The organism is Pseudomonas wadenswilerensis, assembly GCF_900497695.1.
Taxonomy (GTDB): domain Bacteria; phylum Pseudomonadota; class Gammaproteobacteria; order Pseudomonadales; family Pseudomonadaceae; genus Aquipseudomonas; species Aquipseudomonas wadenswilerensis.
Genome location: NZ_UIDD01000012.1, coordinates 158582 through 177301, shown reverse-complemented (window position 1 = coordinate 177301; position 18720 = coordinate 158582). Strand labels below are relative to the sequence as shown.

Genomic DNA, 18720 nt, shown 5'->3' with positions numbered 1-18720 from the left:
TGCGCAGCGATGCCCACGGGCGTTTTTTTGCGCTACAGGCTAGAAGCCGCGGCGGATCTTGGCCTTCAGGTCGGCATGGAAGAAGTCGGCGTTGGAGCGGTTGGTGGCATTGGCCTCGCAGGCTTCACTGTCAATGGAGCGCTTGAAGGTCTGCTCGTCATGGTAGGCGCGAACGTACAGGTCGATGTGTTCGCGGTTGGTCATGGTTGGCCACTTTTCGAGATACGCCGGCAATGTAGCCTCTGCGCACTGGTAGAAGGCTACCCGGCGGTTGACCAGGGTGGCGGCGCCGAGCTGGAAGGGTACCCACCAGGCATCGGCGGTCTCGGGGGCGAGCACGGCGATCAGATGAGTGCACTGGCTGATGTTGCGGCGGATGATGCCGCTGATATCGTCGGTGGTCTGCTGTGCCCCACTGTCGAACAGGTCCAGTTGGGTACTGATGCCTTCGAGCTTGAGCCGTTCATTGATAATGAAGGCGTCCAGGCGTTCGCTGTGGCGATAACTGATAAAGACTGGCATCAGTAGTGCCCTCCCACGCTGGAGGGAGTGGCATCGATGCGCAAAAGCTGAATTGTCATGGTTGATTCCTTTCATACGCAGGGCATGGGTTGATTCGCTTCATGGCGGCGAATCTTGAAAGGTGACAATCAGCGAAAGTCTTCCGGACAGCAAGGTACGACCAACAAACAAGATGCGCCCTACTTGTTTGGGTAAAAAGTCCTACAGGCTGGTCCTACAAAACAGCGGGTTGAGGCTCGTTTCCGAGCCTCATGCGTTTCAGTAGCTGTCTTGCGGCAGGCTGGCGATGATCGAGCGATAGCTGTTCATCCGCTGTTGTTGCACGCGGCCGTCTTCGAGGGCCTTGAGCAGGGCGCAACCGGGCTCGCGGTCGTGTTTGCAGTCGCGGAAGCGGCAGGTGCCGAGCAGGTCGGTGAACTCGATGAAGCCGGCTTCGACATCGGCGCGGCTGACATGGCCCAGGCCGAATTCGCGGATGCCCGGGGAGTCGATCAGTTCGCCACCACCGGGGAAGTGGTAAAGACGGGCGGTGGTAGTGGTGTGGGTACCCTGGCCGGACCATTCCGACAGATCACCGACGCGGGTCTGCACTTCAGGTAACAGGCTGTTGACCAGCGACGACTTGCCAACCCCGGACTGCCCGACAAACACACTGATATGGCCGTCGAGCTGTGCCTGCAACTGCGCCATGCCATTGCCGTGGTGGGCCGACACTTCCAGTAGCGGGTAGCCGAGCTGCCGGTACACCGCCAGCAATGCATTGAGTGCCGGGGCATTCTGCTCGTCGATCAGGTCCGCCTTGTTCAGCAGCAGCAAGGGCCGGATGCCGGCATGTTCGGCCGCTACCAGATAGCGGTCGATCAGGTTGGCATGAGGTTCCGGTGCCGGTGCGAAAACGATCACGATCAGGTCGACGTTTGCCGCCACCGGCTTGAGCTGGCCGCGGCTGTCCGGGCGGCACAACTCGGTGTGGCGCGGCAATTGCGCTACGATCACGCCAATGCCCTGGTTGCCCGCACGCCACACCACCTTGTCGCCAGTCACCAGCGCCGGCAGGTTTGCCCGCAGGTGGCAACGGAACACCTGGCCGGCAACGTCGCCGTCCTGGGCTTCGACTTCGACCTGCACGCCAAAGTGGGCGATGACCAGGCCCAGTTGTTCCGGGCCGAGGTCGCCGCCTTCGAGCTCCTTCAGGGTCTGTTGTTCGCGTTTGGCGGCGCGGGCAGCGCGTTCACCCTGGATTTTTTCGATGCGCCAGTTCTGGCGTCGATTGAGCTGGCGTTTGGCCATGAAGGTTCCGTGTTCGGGAGGCAATATTTAACGGCGGGGAGTTTAGCACGCTCCACTAGGCTAAACTGCGCACCTACCGAGGAGCAGAATCATGCAGAACCCACAGAACCTGATCTGGATCGACCTGGAAATGACCGGTCTGGATCCGGATCAAGACGTCATTATCGAAATGGCCACCATCGTCACCGACAGCGACCTCAACACCCTGGCTGAAGGCCCGGTGATCGCTATCCACCACAGTGACGAGGTGCTGGCGCGCATGGATGAGTGGAACACTCGCACCCACGGCGCCTCCGGCCTGACCCAACGGGTCAAGGACAGCAAGGTCAGCATGGCCGAAGCCGAGGCCCGGACCATCGCCTTCCTGGAGCAGTGGGTAGCGAAGGGCAAGTCGCCGATCTGTGGCAACAGCATCTGCCAGGACCGCCGGTTCCTCTACCGCCACATGCGCAACCTGGAAAACTACTTCCACTACCGCAACCTCGACGTTTCGACCCTCAAGGAGCTGGCGGCACGCTGGGCCCCGGAAGTGCGCGACAGCTTCAAGAAGGGTGGCACCCACCTGGCACTGGACGATATTCGCGAGTCGATCAACGAACTGCGCCATTATCGCGAGCACTTCATCAAGTTCTGAGTGCAGCGCCGCCGGCTTGTACAGACAATCCGCGCGGCGCCCCCTTTTGGTGCCTGTGGCAACTGGTTAGACTGCGCGCCCCTTTGCACGGATCTGCGCCATGTTGTTGATGCTCTACCTCATTGCTATCACCGCCGAAGCCATGACCGGTGCACTGTCTGCTGGCCGTCGCGGCATGGACTGGTTCGGTGTGGTGCTGATCGCCTGCATCACCGCTCTGGGCGGTGGTTCAGTGCGCGATGTGTTGTTGGGGCATTACCCGCTGACCTGGGTCAAGCACCCGGAATACCTGGTGCTGACCAGTTTCGCGGCGCTGATGACCATCTTTATTGCACCGCTGATGCGCCACCTGCGCTCGCTGTTCCTGGTGCTCGATGCCCTGGGGCTGGTGGCCTTCACCCTGATTGGCTGCATGACCGCGCTGGAAATGGGCCAGGGCATGCTGGTGGCATCGATCAGCGGGGTGATTACCGGGGTGTTTGGCGGCATTCTTCGGGATATCTTCTGTAACGATATTCCGCTGATCTTCCGCCGCGAGTTGTATGCCAGTGTGTCGTTCGCTGCGGCCTGGTTCTATCTGGGCTGTGTGTACTTCAATGTGCCGGGCGAGCAGGCGATTTTGCTGACCTTGTTTGGCGGCTTCCTGCTACGGCTGCTGGCGATTCGGTTCCATTGGGAGATGCCGAAGTTTCATTACAACGACGAGCATTGATTTGCTTGTGCCGGCCTCATCGCTGGCAAGCCAGCTCCCACATAGCCCCTGACCGGTCTCAATAATGCAACCCGCCTGGTCCCCTGTGGGAGCTGGCTTGCCAGCGATGGCCGCGCCGCTGATTCAGCCAGCCTGCCGCTCGGCATGCTGCGCCAACGCCCACTCCACATGCTCGCGCACCAGCTCCGACGGAAAATCCTGCCGCGCCTTGAGCGCCTCCAGTACCTGGATAGTCGACGGCGCATTGCCCAAGCCCACCGCCAGGTTGCGCAACCAGCGCTCATAACCGGCACGGCGCAGCGGTGAGCCTTCGGTGCTGTCGAGGAAGGTCTGCTCATCCCACATGAACAGCTCGGCAAGCCCGGCGCTATCGAGGTTGTGCCGGGGCTTGAAGTCACTCTCGCCGGTAGGGCGGGCAAAACGGTTCCACGGGCAGACAATCTGGCAGTCGTCGCAACCGAACACCCGATTACCGATCAACGGTCGCAGCTCTTCGGGGATCGCGCTTTTCAGCTCGATGGTCAGGTACGAGATACAGCGCCTGGCATCCAGCACATACGGGCCAACAAAGGCCTGGGTCGGGCAGATGTCCAGGCAGGCGCTGCAGCGCCCGCAATGTTCGCTGGCCTGCGGTGGGTCGACCGGCAGCGGCATATCGACGAACAGTTCGGCGAGAAAGAAGTAACTCCCGGCCTTGCGATTGAGCAGCAGGGTGTTCTTGCCGATCCAGCCCAGCCCGGCCTGCTCGGCAATGGCCTTTTCCAGCACCGGGGCGCTGTCGACAAAAGCACGAAAGCCAAACGGGCCTATGTCCTTCTGGATGCGCTCGGCCAGGTGTTGCACGCGTTTGCGCACCAGCTTGTGGTAATCGCGACCCAGGGCGTAACGGGAGATGTAGGCCTTCTCCGGTTGGGCCAGTTGCTGGGCCATGCGCGTGTCGCCCGGCAGGTAGTCCATGCGCAGCGAGACCACGCGCAAGGTGCCTGGCACCAGCTCATCCGGGTGCGAGCGCTTGCTGCCGTGGGCGCCCATGTAGTCCATTTCGCCGTGGTAGCCGGCTTCGAGCCAGCGTTCCAGGTGTTTTTCGTGCTCGCCCAGGTCTACCCCGGCGATGCCGACATGGGCAAAGCCAAGCTCTCGGCCCCAATCCTTGATCGATTGGGCCAGCGTGGGTAGGTCGGGGGCGGAAGCAGACATGGGAATAAGGCAATACGGACTCAGGTGCGTATAATTCTGCCAGACATCAGAGCCTTTGACCCATGCCTCAGACCAAACACCCCACAAACGAGCCGCATCGGCTCACCAGCGTCACCCTTGCGCCCCTGGCACCACGTCATGCCGGCGCTCATAAAGGCGACTTCGGCCATGTGCTGGTGGTCGGTGGTGATCGCGGTACCGGCGGCGCGGCGCTGCTCAGTGCCGAAGCCGCTTTGCGCTGCGGCGCCGGGCTGGTGTCGCTGGTCACCCGGCCTGAGCATGTGCCCGCGGCCATGGCCCGCTTGCCCGAGGTGATGAGCCTGGGCGTGCATTCGGCCAATCAATTGATGACGCCGATCGAGCGGGCTTCGGTGCTGGTGGTTGGCCCTGGCCTCGGCCAAGCGGCCTGGGGGCGCAGCCTGTTGTCGGCGGTGGCCAGCAGCCAGGTGCCACAGGTGTGGGACGCCGATGCCCTCAACCTGCTGGCTTGCACGCCCTTGCCGCTGCCCAAAGGCAGCATCATTACCCCGCATCCGGGGGAGGCCGCTCGTCTGCTTGGTGTATCCACCGAAGCCGTGCAGGCCGACCGGCCTGGCGCGGCGCGCAAACTCGCGCGTAAATATGCGGTCGTATGTGTGCTGAAAGGCTCTGGCTCCCTGGTGGCCGATCCGGCGGGGCAACTGGCGCTCTGCTCGCGCGGTCATCCGGCGATGGCTGGCGCCGGCCTGGGTGATGTGCTCAGTGGTGTGCTCGGCGCCTTGCTGGCCCAGGGCATGTCGGCCTGGGAAGCGGCCTGCCTGGGCGTCTGGCTGCATGCCTGCGCCGGCGAGCGCCTGGGCGTTCAGGGCCGTGGCCTGGCGGCCAGCGACATGGTCCCGGCAATTCGTCAGTTATTGGAGGAGCATTCAGCGTGTCTGGCATAACCCTGTTTTTGGCCGATGAAGAGGCCATGGTCCACTTCGGCAACCGCATTGCCGAAGTGACCCAAGGTCACGGCGTGATTTTTCTTGAAGGGGACCTGGGGGCCGGCAAGACCACCCTGTCGCGAGGCATTATTCGTGGCCTTGGGCACCAAGGCGCAGTAAAAAGTCCTACCTTTACAGTGGTTGAGCCTTACGAGATTGGCGACATCCGCGCCTTCCATTTCGACCTCTACCGTCTGGTCGATCCGGAGGAGCTGGAGTTCATGGGCATCCGCGATTACTTCGAAGATGACGCCCTGTGCCTGTTCGAATGGCCCCAAAAAGGGGCGGGCATTTTGCCAAAGCCCGACCTGACCATTACCATAAGCCCCCAGGCGAGCGGTCGTTCGCTCAACCTGTCGCCGCAGGGGGCACGTGGCGAAGCCTGGTGTGCCGCTCTGGCCTTGGAATTCAAATAGAAAATGGGGATAGGTATGCGCATTCGCGCACTGGTTTCTGTCGTAGGACTGCTGCTTACGGCAGTAGCCGTGGACGCTCTGGCCGTTACGCAAGTCAAAAGTATGCGTTTATGGCGAGCGCCGGATAACACACGGCTGGTCTTCGACCTCTCGGGCCCTGTGCAGCACAGCGTATTTACCCTGACCGCCCCGGATCGCCTGGTGATCGACATCAATGGCGCGACCCTGGCCGCGCCGCTTTCAGTGTCCACCTCCAACACCCCGATTACCAGCGTGCGCTCGGCCCAGCGTACGCCCACCGACCTGCGCGTGGTGGTTGACCTCAAGAAGTCGGTGACGCCCAAGAGCTTCACCCTGGCGCCCAACGCGCAGTACGGCAACCGCCTGGTGGTCGATCTGTTCGACCAGGAGGCCGACGCCGTCACCCCGCCGCCGACCCCGCCGGTCGCCACCACGCCTGCGGTGCCGGTGACCCCGGCGCAACCGGCGATCAAGCTGACCCCGGTGCCCAATGGCAAGCGTGACATCGTCATCGCCATCGACGCCGGTCACGGCGGTGAAGACCCGGGGGCTTCCGGCTCGCGCGGCCAACACGAAAAAGACATCGTCCTGGCCATCGCCAAGGAACTGCAGCGCCAGATCAACTCCGAGAAGGGCTTCCGCGCCGAGCTGACGCGTACCGGCGACTACTTCATCCCGCTGCGTAAACGCACCGAGATTGCCCGCAAGAAGGGCGCCGACCTGTTCATTTCGATCCACGCTGACGCCGCGCCGTCCAAGGCCGCGTTTGGTGCCTCGGTGTTCGCCTTGTCCGATCGCGGTGCCACCTCGGAAACCGCGCGCTGGCTGGCCGACAGCGAAAACCGCTCCGACCTGATCGGTGGTGCCGGCAACGTCAGCCTCGATGACAAGGACCGCATGCTCGCCGGTGTGCTGCTCGACCTGTCGATGACCGCTTCGCTGAGCTCCAGCCTCAACGTCGGGCAGAAGGTCCTGGGCAACATGGGCCGTATCACGCCGCTGCACAAGCAGCGCGTCGAACAGGCCGGGTTCATGGTGCTGAAATCGCCGGACATCCCGTCGATCCTGGTGGAAACCGGCTTTATCTCCAACGCCAACGAGGCCGCCAAGCTGGCGACCCCGAGCCACCAGCAGTCCCTCGCCCGCTCGATTCACAGTGGCGTGCGCCAGTTCTTCCAGCAGAACCCGCCGCCGGGCACTTATGTCGCCTGGCTGCGTGACAGCGGCAAGATTGCCCAGGGCCCACGCGAGCATTCGGTGCGCCCGGGCGAGACCTTGGCGATGATCGCCGTGCGCTATCAGGTCAGCGTTGCCAGCCTGCGCAGTGCCAACAGCCTGAAGACCGATGAGCTGAAAGTCGGCCAGCACCTGAACATCCCGACCACGGCACTGGCGGCCCAGCAATGAGCAGCAGTGCCCGGATCGAGCTGCTCAGCCCGCGGCTGGCCAACCAGATTGCTGCTGGTGAGGTAGTCGAGCGCCCGGCTTCGGTAATCAAGGAGCTGCTGGAAAACAGCCTGGACTCCGGTGCCAAACGCATCGACGTCGAAGTCGAGCAGGGCGGCGTCAAGTTGCTGCGGGTGCGCGACGACGGTGGTGGTATCGCTGCCGATGACCTGCCGCTGGCCCTGGCCCGGCACGCCACCAGCAAGATCCGCGACCTGGAAGACCTCGAGCGGGTCATGAGCCTGGGCTTTCGTGGTGAGGCCCTGGCCTCGATCAGTTCGGTCGCCCGCCTGACCCTGACCTCGCGCACCCGTGACGCCGAGCAGGCCTGGCAGGTGGAAACCGAAGGCCGCGACATGGCCCCGCGGGTGCAGCCTGCGGCGCATCCGGTCGGCACCTCGGTGGAAGTGCGCGACCTGTTCTTCAATACTCCAGCCCGGCGCAAGTTCCTCAAGACCGAGAAAACTGAATTCGATCACCTGCAGGAAGTGATCCGGCGCCTGGCGCTGGCGCGTTTCGACGTGGGTTTTCACCTGCGTCACAACGGCAAAAGCATTCTCAGCCTGCACGAAGCCCATGACGACACTGCTCGCGCTCGCCGCGTAGCCGCTATTTGTGGCCCGGGCTTCCTTGAGCAGGCGCTGCCGATCGAAGTCGAGCGCAACGGCTTGCACCTGTGGGGCTGGGTCGGCCTGCCGACCTTCTCGCGCAGTCAGGCCGACCTTCAGTACTTCTTCGTCAACGGCCGCGCAGTGCGCGACAAGCTAGTCGCCCACGCCGTGCGCCAGGCTTATCGCGACGTGCTGTTCAACGGTCGGCACCCGACCTTTGTGCTGTTTCTCGAAGTCGACCCGACAGGCGTCGACGTCAACGTGCACCCGACCAAGCACGAAGTGCGCTTCCGTGACGGGCGCATGGTTCACGACTTTCTATACGGCACCTTGCACCGCGCCCTGGCCGATGTGCGCCCGGAAGACCAGTTGGCCGCGCCTGCTGCGACCGGCGAGATCGTCCGTCCCAGCGGCATTCAGGCGGGTGAGTTCGGACCTCAGGGCGAGATGCGCCTGGCCGCCAATCTGCTCGAGCAGCCGCCTGCCGAGCCAGGCCTGCGCCCGTCCCTGGGCAGCAATGGCAGTGGTGCTGGCTATCAGTATCAGTACACACCGCGGCCAGCCCAGGCATTGCCTGCGGCCGAAGCCCAGGGTGTGTACCGTGAGTTCTTTGCCCCACTGAACGATGCCGCGCCTGCTGCATTGCCCGAAGGCCAGGGCGACATCCCGCCTCTGGGTTACGCCCTGGCTCAGCTCAAGGGCATCTATATCCTTGCCGAAAACGCCGTCGGCCTGGTGCTGGTTGACATGCACGCCGCCCATGAGCGGATCATGTACGAGCGCCTCAAGGTGGCCATGGCCAGCGAAGGCCTCAGCGGCCAACCGCTGCTGGTGCCGGAATCCCTGGCTTTGAGCCAGCGCGAAGCCGATTGCGCCGAAGAGCACGCCGAGTGGTTCCAGCGCCTGGGCTTCGAGTTGCAGCGCCTGGGCCCGGAAAGCCTGGCGATCCGGCAGATTCCGGCGCTGCTCAAGCAAGCCGAGGCCAATCGCCTGGTTCAGGATGTACTGGCGGACCTGATGGAATACGGCACCAGCGACCGTATTCAGGCGCACCTGAACGAACTGCTCGGGACCATGGCCTGCCACGGCGCGATCCGCGCCAACCGGCGCCTGGCCATCCCGGAAATGAACGGCCTGCTGCGCGACATGGAAAACACCGAGCGCAGCGGTCAATGCAACCATGGCCGACCGACCTGGACCCAGATGGGCCTGGACGATCTGGACAAACTGTTCCTGCGCGGTCGATGACATGAGTGGCAAACCTCCAGCGATATTCCTCATGGGCCCGACTGCGGCGGGCAAGACCGACCTTGCCATCGAGCTGACCAAGGTCCTGCCATGCGAGCTGATCAGTGTCGACTCGGCGCTGGTCTACTGTGGCATGGACATTGGCACCGCCAAGCCATCCAAAGAGATTCTGGCTGCCCATCCGCATCGCTTGATCGACATCCTTGACCCGGCTGAAAGCTATTCGGCCGCCGATTTTCGTCGCGATGCGCTGGAGGCCATGGCCGATATCACCGCGCGCGGCAAAATCCCCCTGCTGGTCGGCGGCACCATGCTTTATTACAAGGCATTGCTCGAAGGCCTGGCAGACATGCCGGCGGCTGACCCGCAGGTGCGTGCCGAACTCGAAGACGAGGTCCAGCGCCTCGGCTTGCACGCCCTGCACCAGCAACTGGCGGCGGTCGATCCGGAATCGGCGGCGCGTATTCATCCCAATGACCCGCAGCGGCTGATCCGCGCGCTGGAGGTCTACCGGGTCAGCGGCCTGACGATGACGTCACATCGCCAGCGTCAATCCGCGGAAAGTAGCGCCGCAGGCACGTCCGCAGCGGGCCAATTGCCCTATACTGTCGCCAGCCTGGCCATTGCGCCTGCCGATCGACACGTATTGCACGAGCGGATTGCGCTAAGATTCGGGCAAATGCTGGAACAGGGCTTCGTTGACGAGGTCCGATTGCTGCGAGCCAGAAGTGACTTGCATGCGGGGCTGCCGTCTATACGGGCGGTTGGTTATCGCCAGGTCTGGGATCACCTTGATGGCAAGTTGACTTCAGTGGAAATGCAGGAGCGCGGCATTATTGCCACTCGCCAATTGGCGAAGCGGCAGTTCACCTGGTTGCGTAGTTGGGCTGACCTGCACTGGTTGGACAGCCTGGCCTGCGACAATCTGTCTCGCACCTTGAAATACCTTGGATCGGTCTCCATATTGAGCTGAGTCCTTGCAATAGCCGTCTATCCTTGGGGTGGGGCGGCTTGAGCCATCAGTTTTTCTTTGATTTTTTTACTATTGATCCTTACAGGAGTGCGGCATATGTCAAAAGGGCATTCGCTACAAGACCCTTACTTGAATACTTTGAGAAAAGAAAAAGTTGGGGTTTCGATCTATCTGGTTAACGGTATCAAGCTGCAAGGCACGATCGAATCCTTCGACCAGTTCGTGATTCTGCTGAAGAACACCGTCAGCCAGATGGTTTACAAGCACGCCATCTCGACAGTTGTCCCTGTGCGTCCGATCCGTCTGCCTAGCGCAACCGAATCAGAGCAAGGCGACGCTGAGCCAGGTAACGCCTGATAGGAGTCTGCTTTGTTCTTTGAGCGCCACGGTGGTGGTGAACGGGCAGTCCTCGTTCACTTGGAAGGTCAGAACCCTGAGGCGCGCGAAGATCCGCAGGAGTTTCAGGAGCTGGCACTGTCGGCTGGGGCCGATATTGTCGCGTTCGCCAATGTGGCGCGACATCAGCCCACCGCCAAATACCTGATTGGCAGCGGCAAGGTCGAAGAGTTACGCGACCTGGTCAACGCCGAACAGGTAGATTTGGTGATTTTCAATCACACCCTCACCCCCAGTCAGGAACGTAACCTCGAACGAGTCTTCGAGTGTCGCGTGCTTGACCGCACCGGTCTGATTCTCGACATCTTCGCCCAGCGGGCGCGTACCCATGAAGGCAAGCTGCAGGTCGAACTGGCCCAGCTCGAGCACATGAGCACGCGGCTGGTGCGTGGCTGGACTCACCTTGAGCGGCAAAAAGGCGGTATCGGCCTGCGCGGCCCGGGTGAAACCCAGCTGGAAACCGACCGCCGCCTGCTGCGGGTACGCCTGCGCCAGATCAAGGCGCGCCTGGAGAAGGTCCGCAGCCAGCGTGAACAAGCTCGCCGTGGCCGTAAACGGGCGGATATCCCCTCGGTTTCCCTGGTCGGCTACACCAACGCCGGCAAGTCCACCCTGTTCAACGCCCTGACCCAGTCCGAGGTCTATGCCGCCGACCAGTTGTTCGCGACCCTCGACCCGACCCTGCGCCGGCTTGAGCTCGACGACCTCGGGCCGATCGTGCTGGCCGACACCGTGGGCTTCATTCGTCACCTGCCGCACAAGCTGGTCGAGGCATTTCGGGCTACGCTCGAAGAGTCGAGCAACTCCGACCTGCTGCTGCACGTGATCGACGCCCATGAGCCTGAGCGCATGGCGCAGATCGAGCAGGTCATGGCGGTACTGGGAGAGATCGGTGCAGAAGGCTTGCCGATCCTCGAGGTCTATAACAAACTCGACCTGCTTGAAGGTGTCGAGCCGCAGATTCAGCGCGATGCCGATGGCAAGCCGCAACGGGTCTGGGTCTCGGCCCGCGATGGTCGGGGGCTGGAGCTGGTGGGGCAGGCGGTCGCCGAATTGCTGGGGGATGACCTGTTTGTCGGTACCTTGCGCCTTGAGCAGCGTTTCGCCCGGCTGCGCGCGCAGTTCTTTGAACTGGGTGCGGTGCAGAGCGAAGAGCATGACGATGAAGGCAGCAGCCTGCTGGCTGTGCGATTGCCGCGGGTGGAGTTGAACCGCCTGGTCAGCCGCGAAGGTTTGCAGCCGCTGGAGTTCATCGAGCAACATACTTTGCAATAAATGCCCGGCGACGCGGTCGGGCAGCCGTGACAGGCATTCTGTAGCATTGGACGGCGCGCCGTGGGCGCGTCTTTGCTTTATCAGATGGAGAGCGCTATGGCTTGGAATGAGCCGGGTGGCAACTCGAACAATCAGGATCCGTGGGGCGGGCGCCGTGGTGGCGACAAGAAAGGGCCACCGGATCTCGACGAGGCCTTCCGCAAGCTGCAGGACAGCCTGAACGGCATGTTCGGCAGTGGCAAGAAACGCGGTGGTGATGGCGGCATCGGCAAGGGCGGTGGCTTCGGCCTGCTCGGTATCGGTCTCGCCGTGCTTGCAGCTATCTGGCTGTACAGCGCCGTGTACGTGGTCGACGAACAGGAGCAGGCAGTCGTGCTGCGCTTCGGCAAATACTACGAAACCGTAGGGCCGGGCCTGAACATCTACTTCCCGCCGATCGATCGCAAGTACATGGAGAACGTTACTCGCGAACGTGCCTATACCAAGCAGGGGCAGATGCTGACCGAAGACGAGAACATCGTCGAGGTGCCGCTGACCGTGCAGTACAAGATCACCAACCTGCAGGATTTCGTGCTGAACGTTGATCAGCCTGAAATCAGCCTGCAGCACGCGACCGACAGTGCCTTGCGTCACGTGGTGGGTTCCACCGCGATGGACAAGGTGCTGACCGAAGGTCGTGAGCAGATGGCCGTGGAAATCAAGGAGCGCCTGCAGCGTTTCCTCGATACCTACCGTACCGGTATCACCGTCACCCAGGTCAACGTACAGAGCGCGGCAGCCCCGCGTGAAGTGCAGGAAGCCTTCGATGACGTGATCCGTGCCCGTGAAGACGAGCAGCGTGCCCGCAACCAGGCCGAGTCCTACGCCAATGGCGTGGTGCCGGAAGCCCGTGGTCAGGCCCAGCGGATCATCGAGGATGCCAACGGTTACCGCGACGAAGTCGTCTCGCGCGCCAAGGGTGAGGCCGACCGCTTCACCAAACTGGTCGCCGAGTACCGCAAGGCCCCTGAAGTGACCCGTCAGCGCCTGTACCTGGACACCATGCAGGAAGTCTACAGCAACACCAGCAAGGTCCTGGTTTCCGGCAAGGACGGCCAGAGCAACCTGCTGTACCTGCCGCTGGACAAGATGGTGCAGGGCAGCCGTTCCGGCTCTGCCCCGGTCACCGTTGCGCCGTCGGCCAACGCCGATGCGGCCAACCGCGCGGCGGAGCTGCAACAGCAGCAAACACAGTTGCGTACTAGGGAGAGCCGCTGATGAGCAATAAATCGCTGATCGCCCTGATCGTGGCCGTGGTGCTGGCGATCGTGGCCTGGAACAGCTTCTACATCGTGGCCCAGACCGAGCGTGCGGTACTCCTGCAATTTGGTCGTGTGGTCCAGGCTGATGTCCAGCCCGGCCTGCATGTGAAGGTTCCTTACGTCAACCAGGTGCGCAAGTTCGACGCCCGCCTGATGACCCTGGACGCCCCGACCCAGCGCTTCCTGACCCTGGAAAAGAAAGCGGTGATGGTCGACGCCTACGCCAAATGGCGGGTCAAGGACGCCGAGCGCTTCTATACCGCGACCTCGGGCCTCAAGCAGATCGCCGACGAACGTCTGTCGCGCCGTCTGGAAAGCGGCCTGCGTGACCAGTTCGGTAAGCGCACCCTGCACGAAGTGGTCTCCGGTGAACGTGACGCGCTGATGGCTGACATCACTGCATCGCTGAACCGCATGGCCAGCAAGGAACTGGGTATCGAAGTGGTCGACGTTCGCGTCAAGGCCATCGACCTGCCCAAGGAAGTCAACCGCAGCGTGTTCGAGCGGATGAGCACCGAGCGTGAGCGTGAAGCCCGCGAGCACCGCGCCAAGGGTAACGAGCTGGCCGAAGGCATCCGTGCCGACGCCGATCGTCAGCGCCGTGTACTGCTGGCTGAAGCCTACCGGGAATCGGAAGAAACCCGCGGTGACGGCGATGCCCAGGCCGCGTCGATCTACGCCAAGGCCTACGGTCAGGACCAGGAGTTCTACGCGTTCTACCGTAGCCTCAAGGCCTACCGCGAGAGCTTTGCCGACAAGAGCGATGTACTGGTGCTTGATCCGAGCAGCGAGTTCTTCCGCTTCATGGGCAAGACCAAGCCATAAGCATCTACCCCGCCGGGCGGCTAAAACGCCTGGCGGGGTGATCCCGCGAGAAAACGGGTGTATGATGCGGCAGCCGGGAAATTCCCGGCTTTTTTGCGTCTGCAAGATCGAACGGTTCAAACCCGGCTCGGGTCTACAGAGCAGCCCAAGGTATTCGAGGGTATAGGCACGGCGGTAGCGCTGGAATCGGTGCTGCGCGCCATTGTTTGCCGATACCTGCTTCACTCAAGGCTCGCCCGCGGGCAGGCCGCCCGGACCATAGGGGAAATGGCGAAATGGCAACGGTAGACCGCTGGCTGCTGCCAGATGGCATCGAAGAAGTACTGCCACCTGAGGCGGCGCGCATCGAGATCGCGCGTCGGCAGGTGTTGGATCTGTTCCAGAGCTGGGGTTATGACTTCGTCGTGACCCCGCATATCGAGTACCTGGAATCGCTGCTCACCGGTGCCGGCCAGGACCTGGACCTGCGGACCTTCAAGGTCATCGACCCGCAATCGGGCCGGCAGATGGGTTTCCGTGCCGACATCACCCCGCAGGTTGCGCGCATCGATGCGCACACCCTGCGTCGTGAAGGGCCGAGCCGCCTGTGCTATGCCGGCAGCGTGCTGCACGCTTTGCCGCGGGCGCTGTCGACTTCGCGCAGCCCGATCCAGCTCGGTGCCGAGCTGTACGGCGACGCCAGCCCGGTCAGCGACGTCGAGGTGATCAGCCTGATGCTGGCCATGCTGCAACTGGCCGATGTGCCGGATGTGCACATGGACCTTGGCCATGTCGGTATCTACCGTGGCCTGGCCCGTGCTGCCGGCCTGTCGGGTGCGATCGAGCAACAACTGTTCGATGCCTTGCAGCGCAAGGCCGTCGACGAAGTGATCGAGCTGACCGCCAAGCTGCCAGCGGACCTGGCCGGCATGCTGCGCTCGCTCACCGAGCTGTGCGGTGGCCGTGAAGTGCTGGCCGAGGCGCGTGTGCGTCTTGGCCGTGCACCGGCTGCGGTACTGGCGGCACTGGATGACCTGATGGCGATCGCCGAGCGGCTGGCCACGCGTTACCCCGAGCTGCCACTGTATTTTGACCTGGGCGAGTTGCGTGGCTACCACTACCACACCGGTGTGGTGTTTGCCGCGTTCGTCCCGGGTGTCGGTCAGTCGATCGCCCAGGGCGGTCGTTACGACGACATCGGAGCGGACTTTGGCCGGGCACGCCCGGCTACCGGTTTCTCCACGGATTTGAAGACCCTGGTCACACTGGGGCGAGCCGAGGTGGTATTGCCGTCTGGCGGGATCTGGATGCCCGACAGCAGCGATGCGGCACTCTGGCAGTTGGTCTGCCAATTGCGCAGTGAAGGTCAGCGGGTGGTTCAGGCCTTGCCTGGGCAGCCATTGACTGCCGCCGTCGAGGCGGATTGCGATCGGCAATTGATTCAGCAAAACGGGCTTTGGCAGGTTCTGCCGCTGGCCATTTGAGATTCCCCGCCGGTACGAGCCGGCGCCAAGTTTGCGCGAATGAGGACAAGTGTTATGGGTAAGAATGTCGTAGTCCTGGGCACCCAGTGGGGTGATGAGGGCAAAGGCAAGATCGTTGATCTGCTGACCGAACATGCTGCCGCCGTAGTGCGCTACCAGGGTGGCCACAACGCTGGTCACACCCTGGTGATCGACGGTGAGAAAACCGTGCTGCACCTGATCCCTTCGGGCGTGCTGCGCGAAGGCGTGCAGTGCCTGATCGGCAACGGCGTGGTGGTTGCACCTGACGCCCTGCTGCGTGAAATCAACAAGCTGGAAGAGAAAGGCGTACCGGTGCGCGAGCGCCTGCGCATCAGCCCTTCCTGCCCGCTGATCCTGTCCTACCACGTGGCCCTCGACCAGGCTCGTGAAAAAGCCCGTGGCGAGCAGAAGATCGGCACCACCGGTCGCGGCATCGGCCCGGCCTACGAAGACAAGGTTGCCCGTCGGGGCCTGCGCATCGGTGACCTGTTCCACCGCGAGCGTTTCGCTGCCAAGCTCGGCGAGCTGCTGGACTACCACAACTTCGTGCTGGTCAATTACTACAAAGAGCCTGCAATCGACTTCCAGAAGACCCTGGACGAGTGCATGGAATACGCCGAGCTGCTCAAGCCGATGATGCTCGACGTCACCGCCGAGCTGCACAACCTGCGTCGCGCTGGCAAGGACATCATGTTCGAAGGCGCCCAGGGCTCGCTGCTGGACATCGACCACGGTACCTACCCGTTCGTGACCAGCTCCAACACCACCGCTGGCGGCATCGCTACCGGTTCGGGCGTTGGCCCTATGTACCTGGACTACATCCTCGGTATCACCAAGGCCTACACCACCCGCGTTGGCTCGGGCCCTTTCCCGACCGAACTGTTCGATGACGTCGGTGCCTTCCTGGCCAAGCGTGGTCACGAGTTCGGCGCCACCACCGGTCGTGCCCGTCGTTGCGGCTGGTTCGATGCCGTGATCCTGCGTCGCGCCATCGACGTCAACAGCATCTCCGGCCTGTGCCTGACCAAGCTGGACGTGCTCGACGGCCTGGAAACCATCCGTATCTGCGTTGGCTACAAGAACGAGAACGGTGCCGTTATCGATGCCCCGACCGACGCCGACAGCTACATCGGCCTGGAGCCGGTGTACGAAGAAATGCCGGGCTGGAGCGAGTCGACCCTGGGTGCCAAGACCCTGGAAGAACTGCCGGCCAACGCCCGTGCCTACATCAAGCGTGTGGAAGAGCTGGTCGGCGCGCCGATCGACATCATCTCCACCGGCCCGGACCGCAACGAGACCATCGTGCTGCGTCATCCGTTCGCCTGATCCGCGACTGATGTAAAGACAAAGGCCCCTTGATAGGGGCCTTTGTCGTTTCTGTCGGCTGATCGGCACAACCTTTGCTGTAAGAATCACTCCAGCGGTGCCATCACTTTAATGGCCCCAGAAGTAGAGGGTTCTTTCGTGTCCGCCGTTCTCTCACTGTTACGAAGCCGCCTGTTGCGGCCTGTCTTTGTTGCTCTCGGTATCGCTCTTTTGGTGCAGGTGCTGGTCGCGGTCGCGCTGACCCGGAGCACGGTGACTGCCCTGGAGGCCGATCTGGGCAACCGTCTGGCTGCCGACAGCCAGAAGCTTTCTGCCGAACTCGAGCAGGCCGGCCAGGAGGTAAGCTCCGGGCTCGACAGCTTGTCTGCCAGTACCCGCCAGCGTCTGGCTGCAGGCCTTTCCACGCGCCTGCAGGATGAGCAGGCGCAGTTGCGGGCAACGCTGGAGAAGAATCTCAAGGATTCGGCCAACGACATGGCTGAGTTGCTTGCCTCGGTGGCGCCGCGGGCCATGTGGGACAACGACGTGCCGACCCTGTCGGAGTTTTCCCGTCGGGCCCAGCGCAACCCTAACGTGCTGTTCGTCATCTACGACGACGCCCAGGGGCAGCACCTGACCCGTTATCTCAACCGGCAGAACCCGATCAACCAGGCGCTGCTGGAAAAGGGCAAGGGTGAGCGGGCGCTGGACAAGGTGCTGGATGCTGCGCGCAACGATCCGTCGGTGTATTTCGTCGAGGCCCCTATCAACCCCAATGGTGTCGAGATCGGCAAGGTGCTGATGGGCGTTTCCACTGCCGTGGTCGACCACGAGCTGGTGGCGCTGGACAAACGCTTCTCGGCGTTGATTGCCAGTGGCGATCAGCTGGTCGGCGACAGCCTGGTGGGCGCCGCGGCAGACAGCAACAAGGCCCTGCGCGCGCGTCTGGAGGCGGCTCAGGCCAGCGCTGCCGGCATGCAGGCCAATACCTCGCAAAGCGTCCAGGACGCCGCGGCAACCCTGCGCTGGAACATCGGTGTGGGGCTGGCCCTGGTCGGCCTGGGTGTACTGCTGGTGGTCGCGGTGGTGCTCGGCCGGCGCGTGGTCAACAAGCTGCGCCTGTTGATCGCTGCGCTGAACGACCTGGCGGCGGGTGAGGGTGACCTGACCAAGCGCGTTTCCATCGACAGTCGCGACGAGATCGGCGACATGGCTGCGGCGGTCAACCAGTTCGTTGCCAAGCTGCAGCCTATCGTGCGCGAAGCCGGTGAGGTGGCTCAGCGTACTGGCATCGAGATCGGTGCCATGACCCAGCGCAATGCCGGCGCCGACGCCGCTGCCGAACTGCAGCGCGACGAAGTCGCTGCCAGCCTGCGCGACCTGTCGAGCATGGCCGATGAGGCTCAGGCCGAAAGCCAGGCCATGCAATCGGCCTTGCAGCAAGTGGTGGATATTCGCCAGGCCACCGACGAGAACAGCCGTACTTCAACCCAGGTGGCCAAGCTCATCGAAGACCTGGCCGGACAGGTCGAGACCGGCTCCAAGGTCATCGAACGCCTGGCCCAGCAGAGCGAGCAGATCGAGGTGGTGCTGACGGTGATCCACGGTATTGCCGAGCAGACCAACCTATTGGCACTCAACGCCGCCATCGAAGCGGCGCGGGCCGGGGAAACCGGGCGTGGCTTTGCCGTGGTGGCCGATGAAGTCAGGGCGCTGGCGAGCAAGACCCAGAGTTCGACCGGTGACATCCAGGCGCATATCGGTGCCTTGCAGCAAGGAGCAAAAGAAGCGGTGGCGGCAATCAGCCTGGCTGGGCGCCAGGCCAGCGAAGGCTTGCTGGTGCTGCGCGACAATGCGCGGGTGCAGCAGTCGGTGCAGGCTTCGGTGGAGCAGGTGCATGCGGCTATCGGCCTGGCTACCCGTGCGGCTGAGCAGCAGGCGCATGGGGCGCAGGCGGTGCGTGGCAGGGTGCAGACCATCCATGCTCAGGCCGAGCGGGCTGCCGAAGTGGTGATGCAAACCACCGCCAGCAGCAAGGTGCTCGACGACCTGGCGGCGCAGCTCAAGGCCAGCCTGGGGCAGTTCCGGGCCTAGTGTGG

17 protein-coding genes and 1 pseudogene are annotated in these 18720 nt (G+C 62.9%); 15 read left to right on the top strand and 3 right to left on the bottom strand.

From position 1 onward, the window contains the following. Nucleotides 1-39: 39 nt before the first annotated feature. Together CCOS864_RS25595 and rsgA are read right to left on the bottom strand one after the other, a co-directional pair. Nucleotides 40-522, bottom strand: a complete 483-nt coding sequence (locus CCOS864_RS25595; protein WP_115089112.1) for a TIR domain-containing protein — start codon at nt 520-522, stop codon at nt 40-42. A gap of 258 nt (nt 523-780) precedes the next feature. Further along, a complete protein-coding gene (rsgA, locus tag CCOS864_RS25590; RefSeq protein ID WP_115089110.1) occupies nt 781-1812 on the bottom strand; it encodes a small ribosomal subunit biogenesis GTPase RsgA in 1032 nt (343 codons plus the stop codon). Between the two features lie 91 nt (nt 1813-1903). Here rsgA and orn point away from each other — a divergent pair, with 91 nt between their 5' ends. Further along, nucleotides 1904-2446 carry an oligoribonuclease gene (gene orn / locus CCOS864_RS25585; RefSeq protein ID WP_115089109.1) on the top strand — a complete coding sequence of 181 codons (543 nt, stop codon included), beginning with the start codon at nt 1904-1906 and terminating at the stop codon, nt 2444-2446. A gap of 100 nt (nt 2447-2546) precedes the next feature. Further along, on the top strand, nt 2547-3158 hold the full coding sequence (locus tag CCOS864_RS25580; protein ID WP_038997454.1) for a trimeric intracellular cation channel family protein: 612 nt from the start codon (nt 2547-2549) through the stop codon (nt 3156-3158). Nucleotides 3159-3281: 123 nt separating this feature from the next. Here the strand turns inward: CCOS864_RS25580 and queG are convergent, their stop codons facing one another. Further along, on the bottom strand, nt 3282-4355 hold the full coding sequence (gene queG, locus CCOS864_RS25575; RefSeq protein ID WP_115089107.1) for a tRNA epoxyqueuosine(34) reductase QueG: 1074 nt from the start codon (nt 4353-4355) through the stop codon (nt 3282-3284). A gap of 62 nt (nt 4356-4417) precedes the next feature. On the opposite strand from queG, the gene CCOS864_RS25570 reads away from it, so the two are divergent. The 13 genes and pseudogenes from CCOS864_RS25570 (at nt 4418) to CCOS864_RS28865 (ending at nt 18715) form a co-directional block, all read left to right on the top strand. Then, the gene (locus CCOS864_RS25570) at nt 4418-5278 is read left to right on the top strand and encodes an NAD(P)H-hydrate dehydratase (RefSeq protein WP_115089105.1); all 861 of its coding nucleotides are present in this window, start codon (nt 4418-4420) and stop codon (nt 5276-5278) included. Beyond that, entirely contained in the window at nt 5266-5736 is a 471-nt protein-coding gene (gene tsaE, locus CCOS864_RS25565; protein WP_115089103.1) for a tRNA (adenosine(37)-N6)-threonylcarbamoyltransferase complex ATPase subunit type 1 TsaE, read from the top strand. Before CCOS864_RS25570 ends, tsaE begins: the two co-directional genes overlap by 13 nt. 3 nt (nt 5737-5739) lie before the next feature. Further along, nucleotides 5740-7164: an N-acetylmuramoyl-L-alanine amidase gene (locus tag CCOS864_RS25560; RefSeq protein WP_205125920.1), complete on the top strand. Its 1425-nt coding sequence runs from the start codon at nt 5740-5742 to the stop codon at nt 7162-7164. Then, nucleotides 7161-9062: a DNA mismatch repair endonuclease MutL gene (gene mutL, locus CCOS864_RS25555; protein ID WP_115089099.1), complete on the top strand. Its 1902-nt coding sequence runs from the start codon at nt 7161-7163 to the stop codon at nt 9060-9062. The genes CCOS864_RS25560 and mutL overlap by 4 nt, the downstream gene beginning before the upstream one ends. Nucleotide 9063: 1 nt before the next feature. After that, nucleotides 9064-10035 carry a tRNA (adenosine(37)-N6)-dimethylallyltransferase MiaA gene (gene miaA / locus CCOS864_RS25550; RefSeq protein ID WP_115089097.1) on the top strand — a complete coding sequence of 324 codons (972 nt, stop codon included), beginning with the start codon at nt 9064-9066 and terminating at the stop codon, nt 10033-10035. Nucleotides 10036-10131: 96 nt separating this feature from the next. Continuing rightward, nucleotides 10132-10392 (top strand): RNA chaperone Hfq, encoded by a 261-nt coding sequence (gene hfq / locus CCOS864_RS25545; RefSeq protein WP_010221594.1) that lies wholly within the window; start codon nt 10132-10134, stop codon nt 10390-10392. A gap of 12 nt (nt 10393-10404) precedes the next feature. Further along, nucleotides 10405-11706, top strand: a complete 1302-nt coding sequence (gene hflX / locus CCOS864_RS25540; protein WP_010221595.1) for a ribosome rescue GTPase HflX — start codon at nt 10405-10407, stop codon at nt 11704-11706. A gap of 96 nt (nt 11707-11802) precedes the next feature. Beyond that, a complete protein-coding gene (gene hflK / locus CCOS864_RS25535; RefSeq protein WP_115089095.1) occupies nt 11803-12963 on the top strand; it encodes an FtsH protease activity modulator HflK in 1161 nt (386 codons plus the stop codon). Then, complete coding sequence (gene hflC, locus CCOS864_RS25530; RefSeq protein ID WP_010221597.1) at nt 12963-13832, top strand: protease modulator HflC; 870 nt, start codon at nt 12963-12965, stop codon at nt 13830-13832. Before hflK ends, hflC begins: the two co-directional genes overlap by 1 nt. 275 nt (nt 13833-14107) lie before the next feature. Continuing rightward, nucleotides 14108-15295: an ATP phosphoribosyltransferase regulatory subunit gene (locus CCOS864_RS25525; RefSeq protein ID WP_038997444.1), complete on the top strand. Its 1188-nt coding sequence runs from the start codon at nt 14108-14110 to the stop codon at nt 15293-15295. Between the two features lie 54 nt (nt 15296-15349). After that, on the top strand, nt 15350-16642 hold the full coding sequence (locus tag CCOS864_RS25520; protein WP_010221599.1) for an adenylosuccinate synthase: 1293 nt from the start codon (nt 15350-15352) through the stop codon (nt 16640-16642). A 111-nt stretch (nt 16643-16753) separates the two neighbouring features. Then, nucleotides 16754-17809, top strand: a pseudogene (locus CCOS864_RS28870) (methyl-accepting chemotaxis protein); the annotation flags it as partial. Between the two features lie 21 nt (nt 17810-17830). Next, nucleotides 17831-18715 carry a methyl-accepting chemotaxis protein gene (locus CCOS864_RS28865; protein WP_415842493.1) on the top strand — a complete coding sequence of 295 codons (885 nt, stop codon included), beginning with the start codon at nt 17831-17833 and terminating at the stop codon, nt 18713-18715. Nucleotides 18716-18720 lie beyond the last annotated feature (5 nt).

Excerpts from the sequence above, each read along its gene's own strand:
- miaA (WP_115089097.1), top strand. The coding sequence starts at position 9,064 with ATGAGTGGCAAACCTCCAGCGATATTCCTCATGGGCCCGACTGCGGCG.
- mutL (WP_115089099.1), top strand. The coding sequence starts at position 7,161 with ATGAGCAGCAGTGCCCGGATCGAGCTGCTCAGCCCGCGGCTGGCCAAC.
- CCOS864_RS25595 (WP_115089112.1), bottom strand. The coding sequence starts at position 522 with ATGCCAGTCTTTATCAGTTATCGCCACAGCGAACGCCTGGACGCCTTC.
- CCOS864_RS25560 (WP_205125920.1), top strand. The coding sequence starts at position 5,740 with ATGGGGATAGGTATGCGCATTCGCGCACTGGTTTCTGTCGTAGGACTG.
- CCOS864_RS25525 (WP_038997444.1), top strand. The coding sequence starts at position 14,108 with ATGGCAACGGTAGACCGCTGGCTGCTGCCAGATGGCATCGAAGAAGTA.
- CCOS864_RS25580 (WP_038997454.1), top strand. The coding sequence starts at position 2,547 with ATGTTGTTGATGCTCTACCTCATTGCTATCACCGCCGAAGCCATGACC.
- CCOS864_RS25520 (WP_010221599.1), top strand. The coding sequence starts at position 15,350 with ATGGGTAAGAATGTCGTAGTCCTGGGCACCCAGTGGGGTGATGAGGGC.
- rsgA (WP_115089110.1), bottom strand. The coding sequence starts at position 1,812 with ATGGCCAAACGCCAGCTCAATCGACGCCAGAACTGGCGCATCGAAAAA.
- orn (WP_115089109.1), top strand. The coding sequence starts at position 1,904 with ATGCAGAACCCACAGAACCTGATCTGGATCGACCTGGAAATGACCGGT.
- hflK (WP_115089095.1), top strand. The coding sequence starts at position 11,803 with ATGGCTTGGAATGAGCCGGGTGGCAACTCGAACAATCAGGATCCGTGG.
- CCOS864_RS28865 (WP_415842493.1), top strand. The coding sequence starts at position 17,831 with ATGGCTGCGGCGGTCAACCAGTTCGTTGCCAAGCTGCAGCCTATCGTG.
- hflC (WP_010221597.1), top strand. The coding sequence starts at position 12,963 with ATGAGCAATAAATCGCTGATCGCCCTGATCGTGGCCGTGGTGCTGGCG.
- hfq (WP_010221594.1), top strand. The coding sequence starts at position 10,132 with ATGTCAAAAGGGCATTCGCTACAAGACCCTTACTTGAATACTTTGAGA.
- queG (WP_115089107.1), bottom strand. The coding sequence starts at position 4,355 with ATGTCTGCTTCCGCCCCCGACCTACCCACGCTGGCCCAATCGATCAAG.
- CCOS864_RS25570 (WP_115089105.1), top strand. The coding sequence starts at position 4,418 with ATGCCTCAGACCAAACACCCCACAAACGAGCCGCATCGGCTCACCAGC.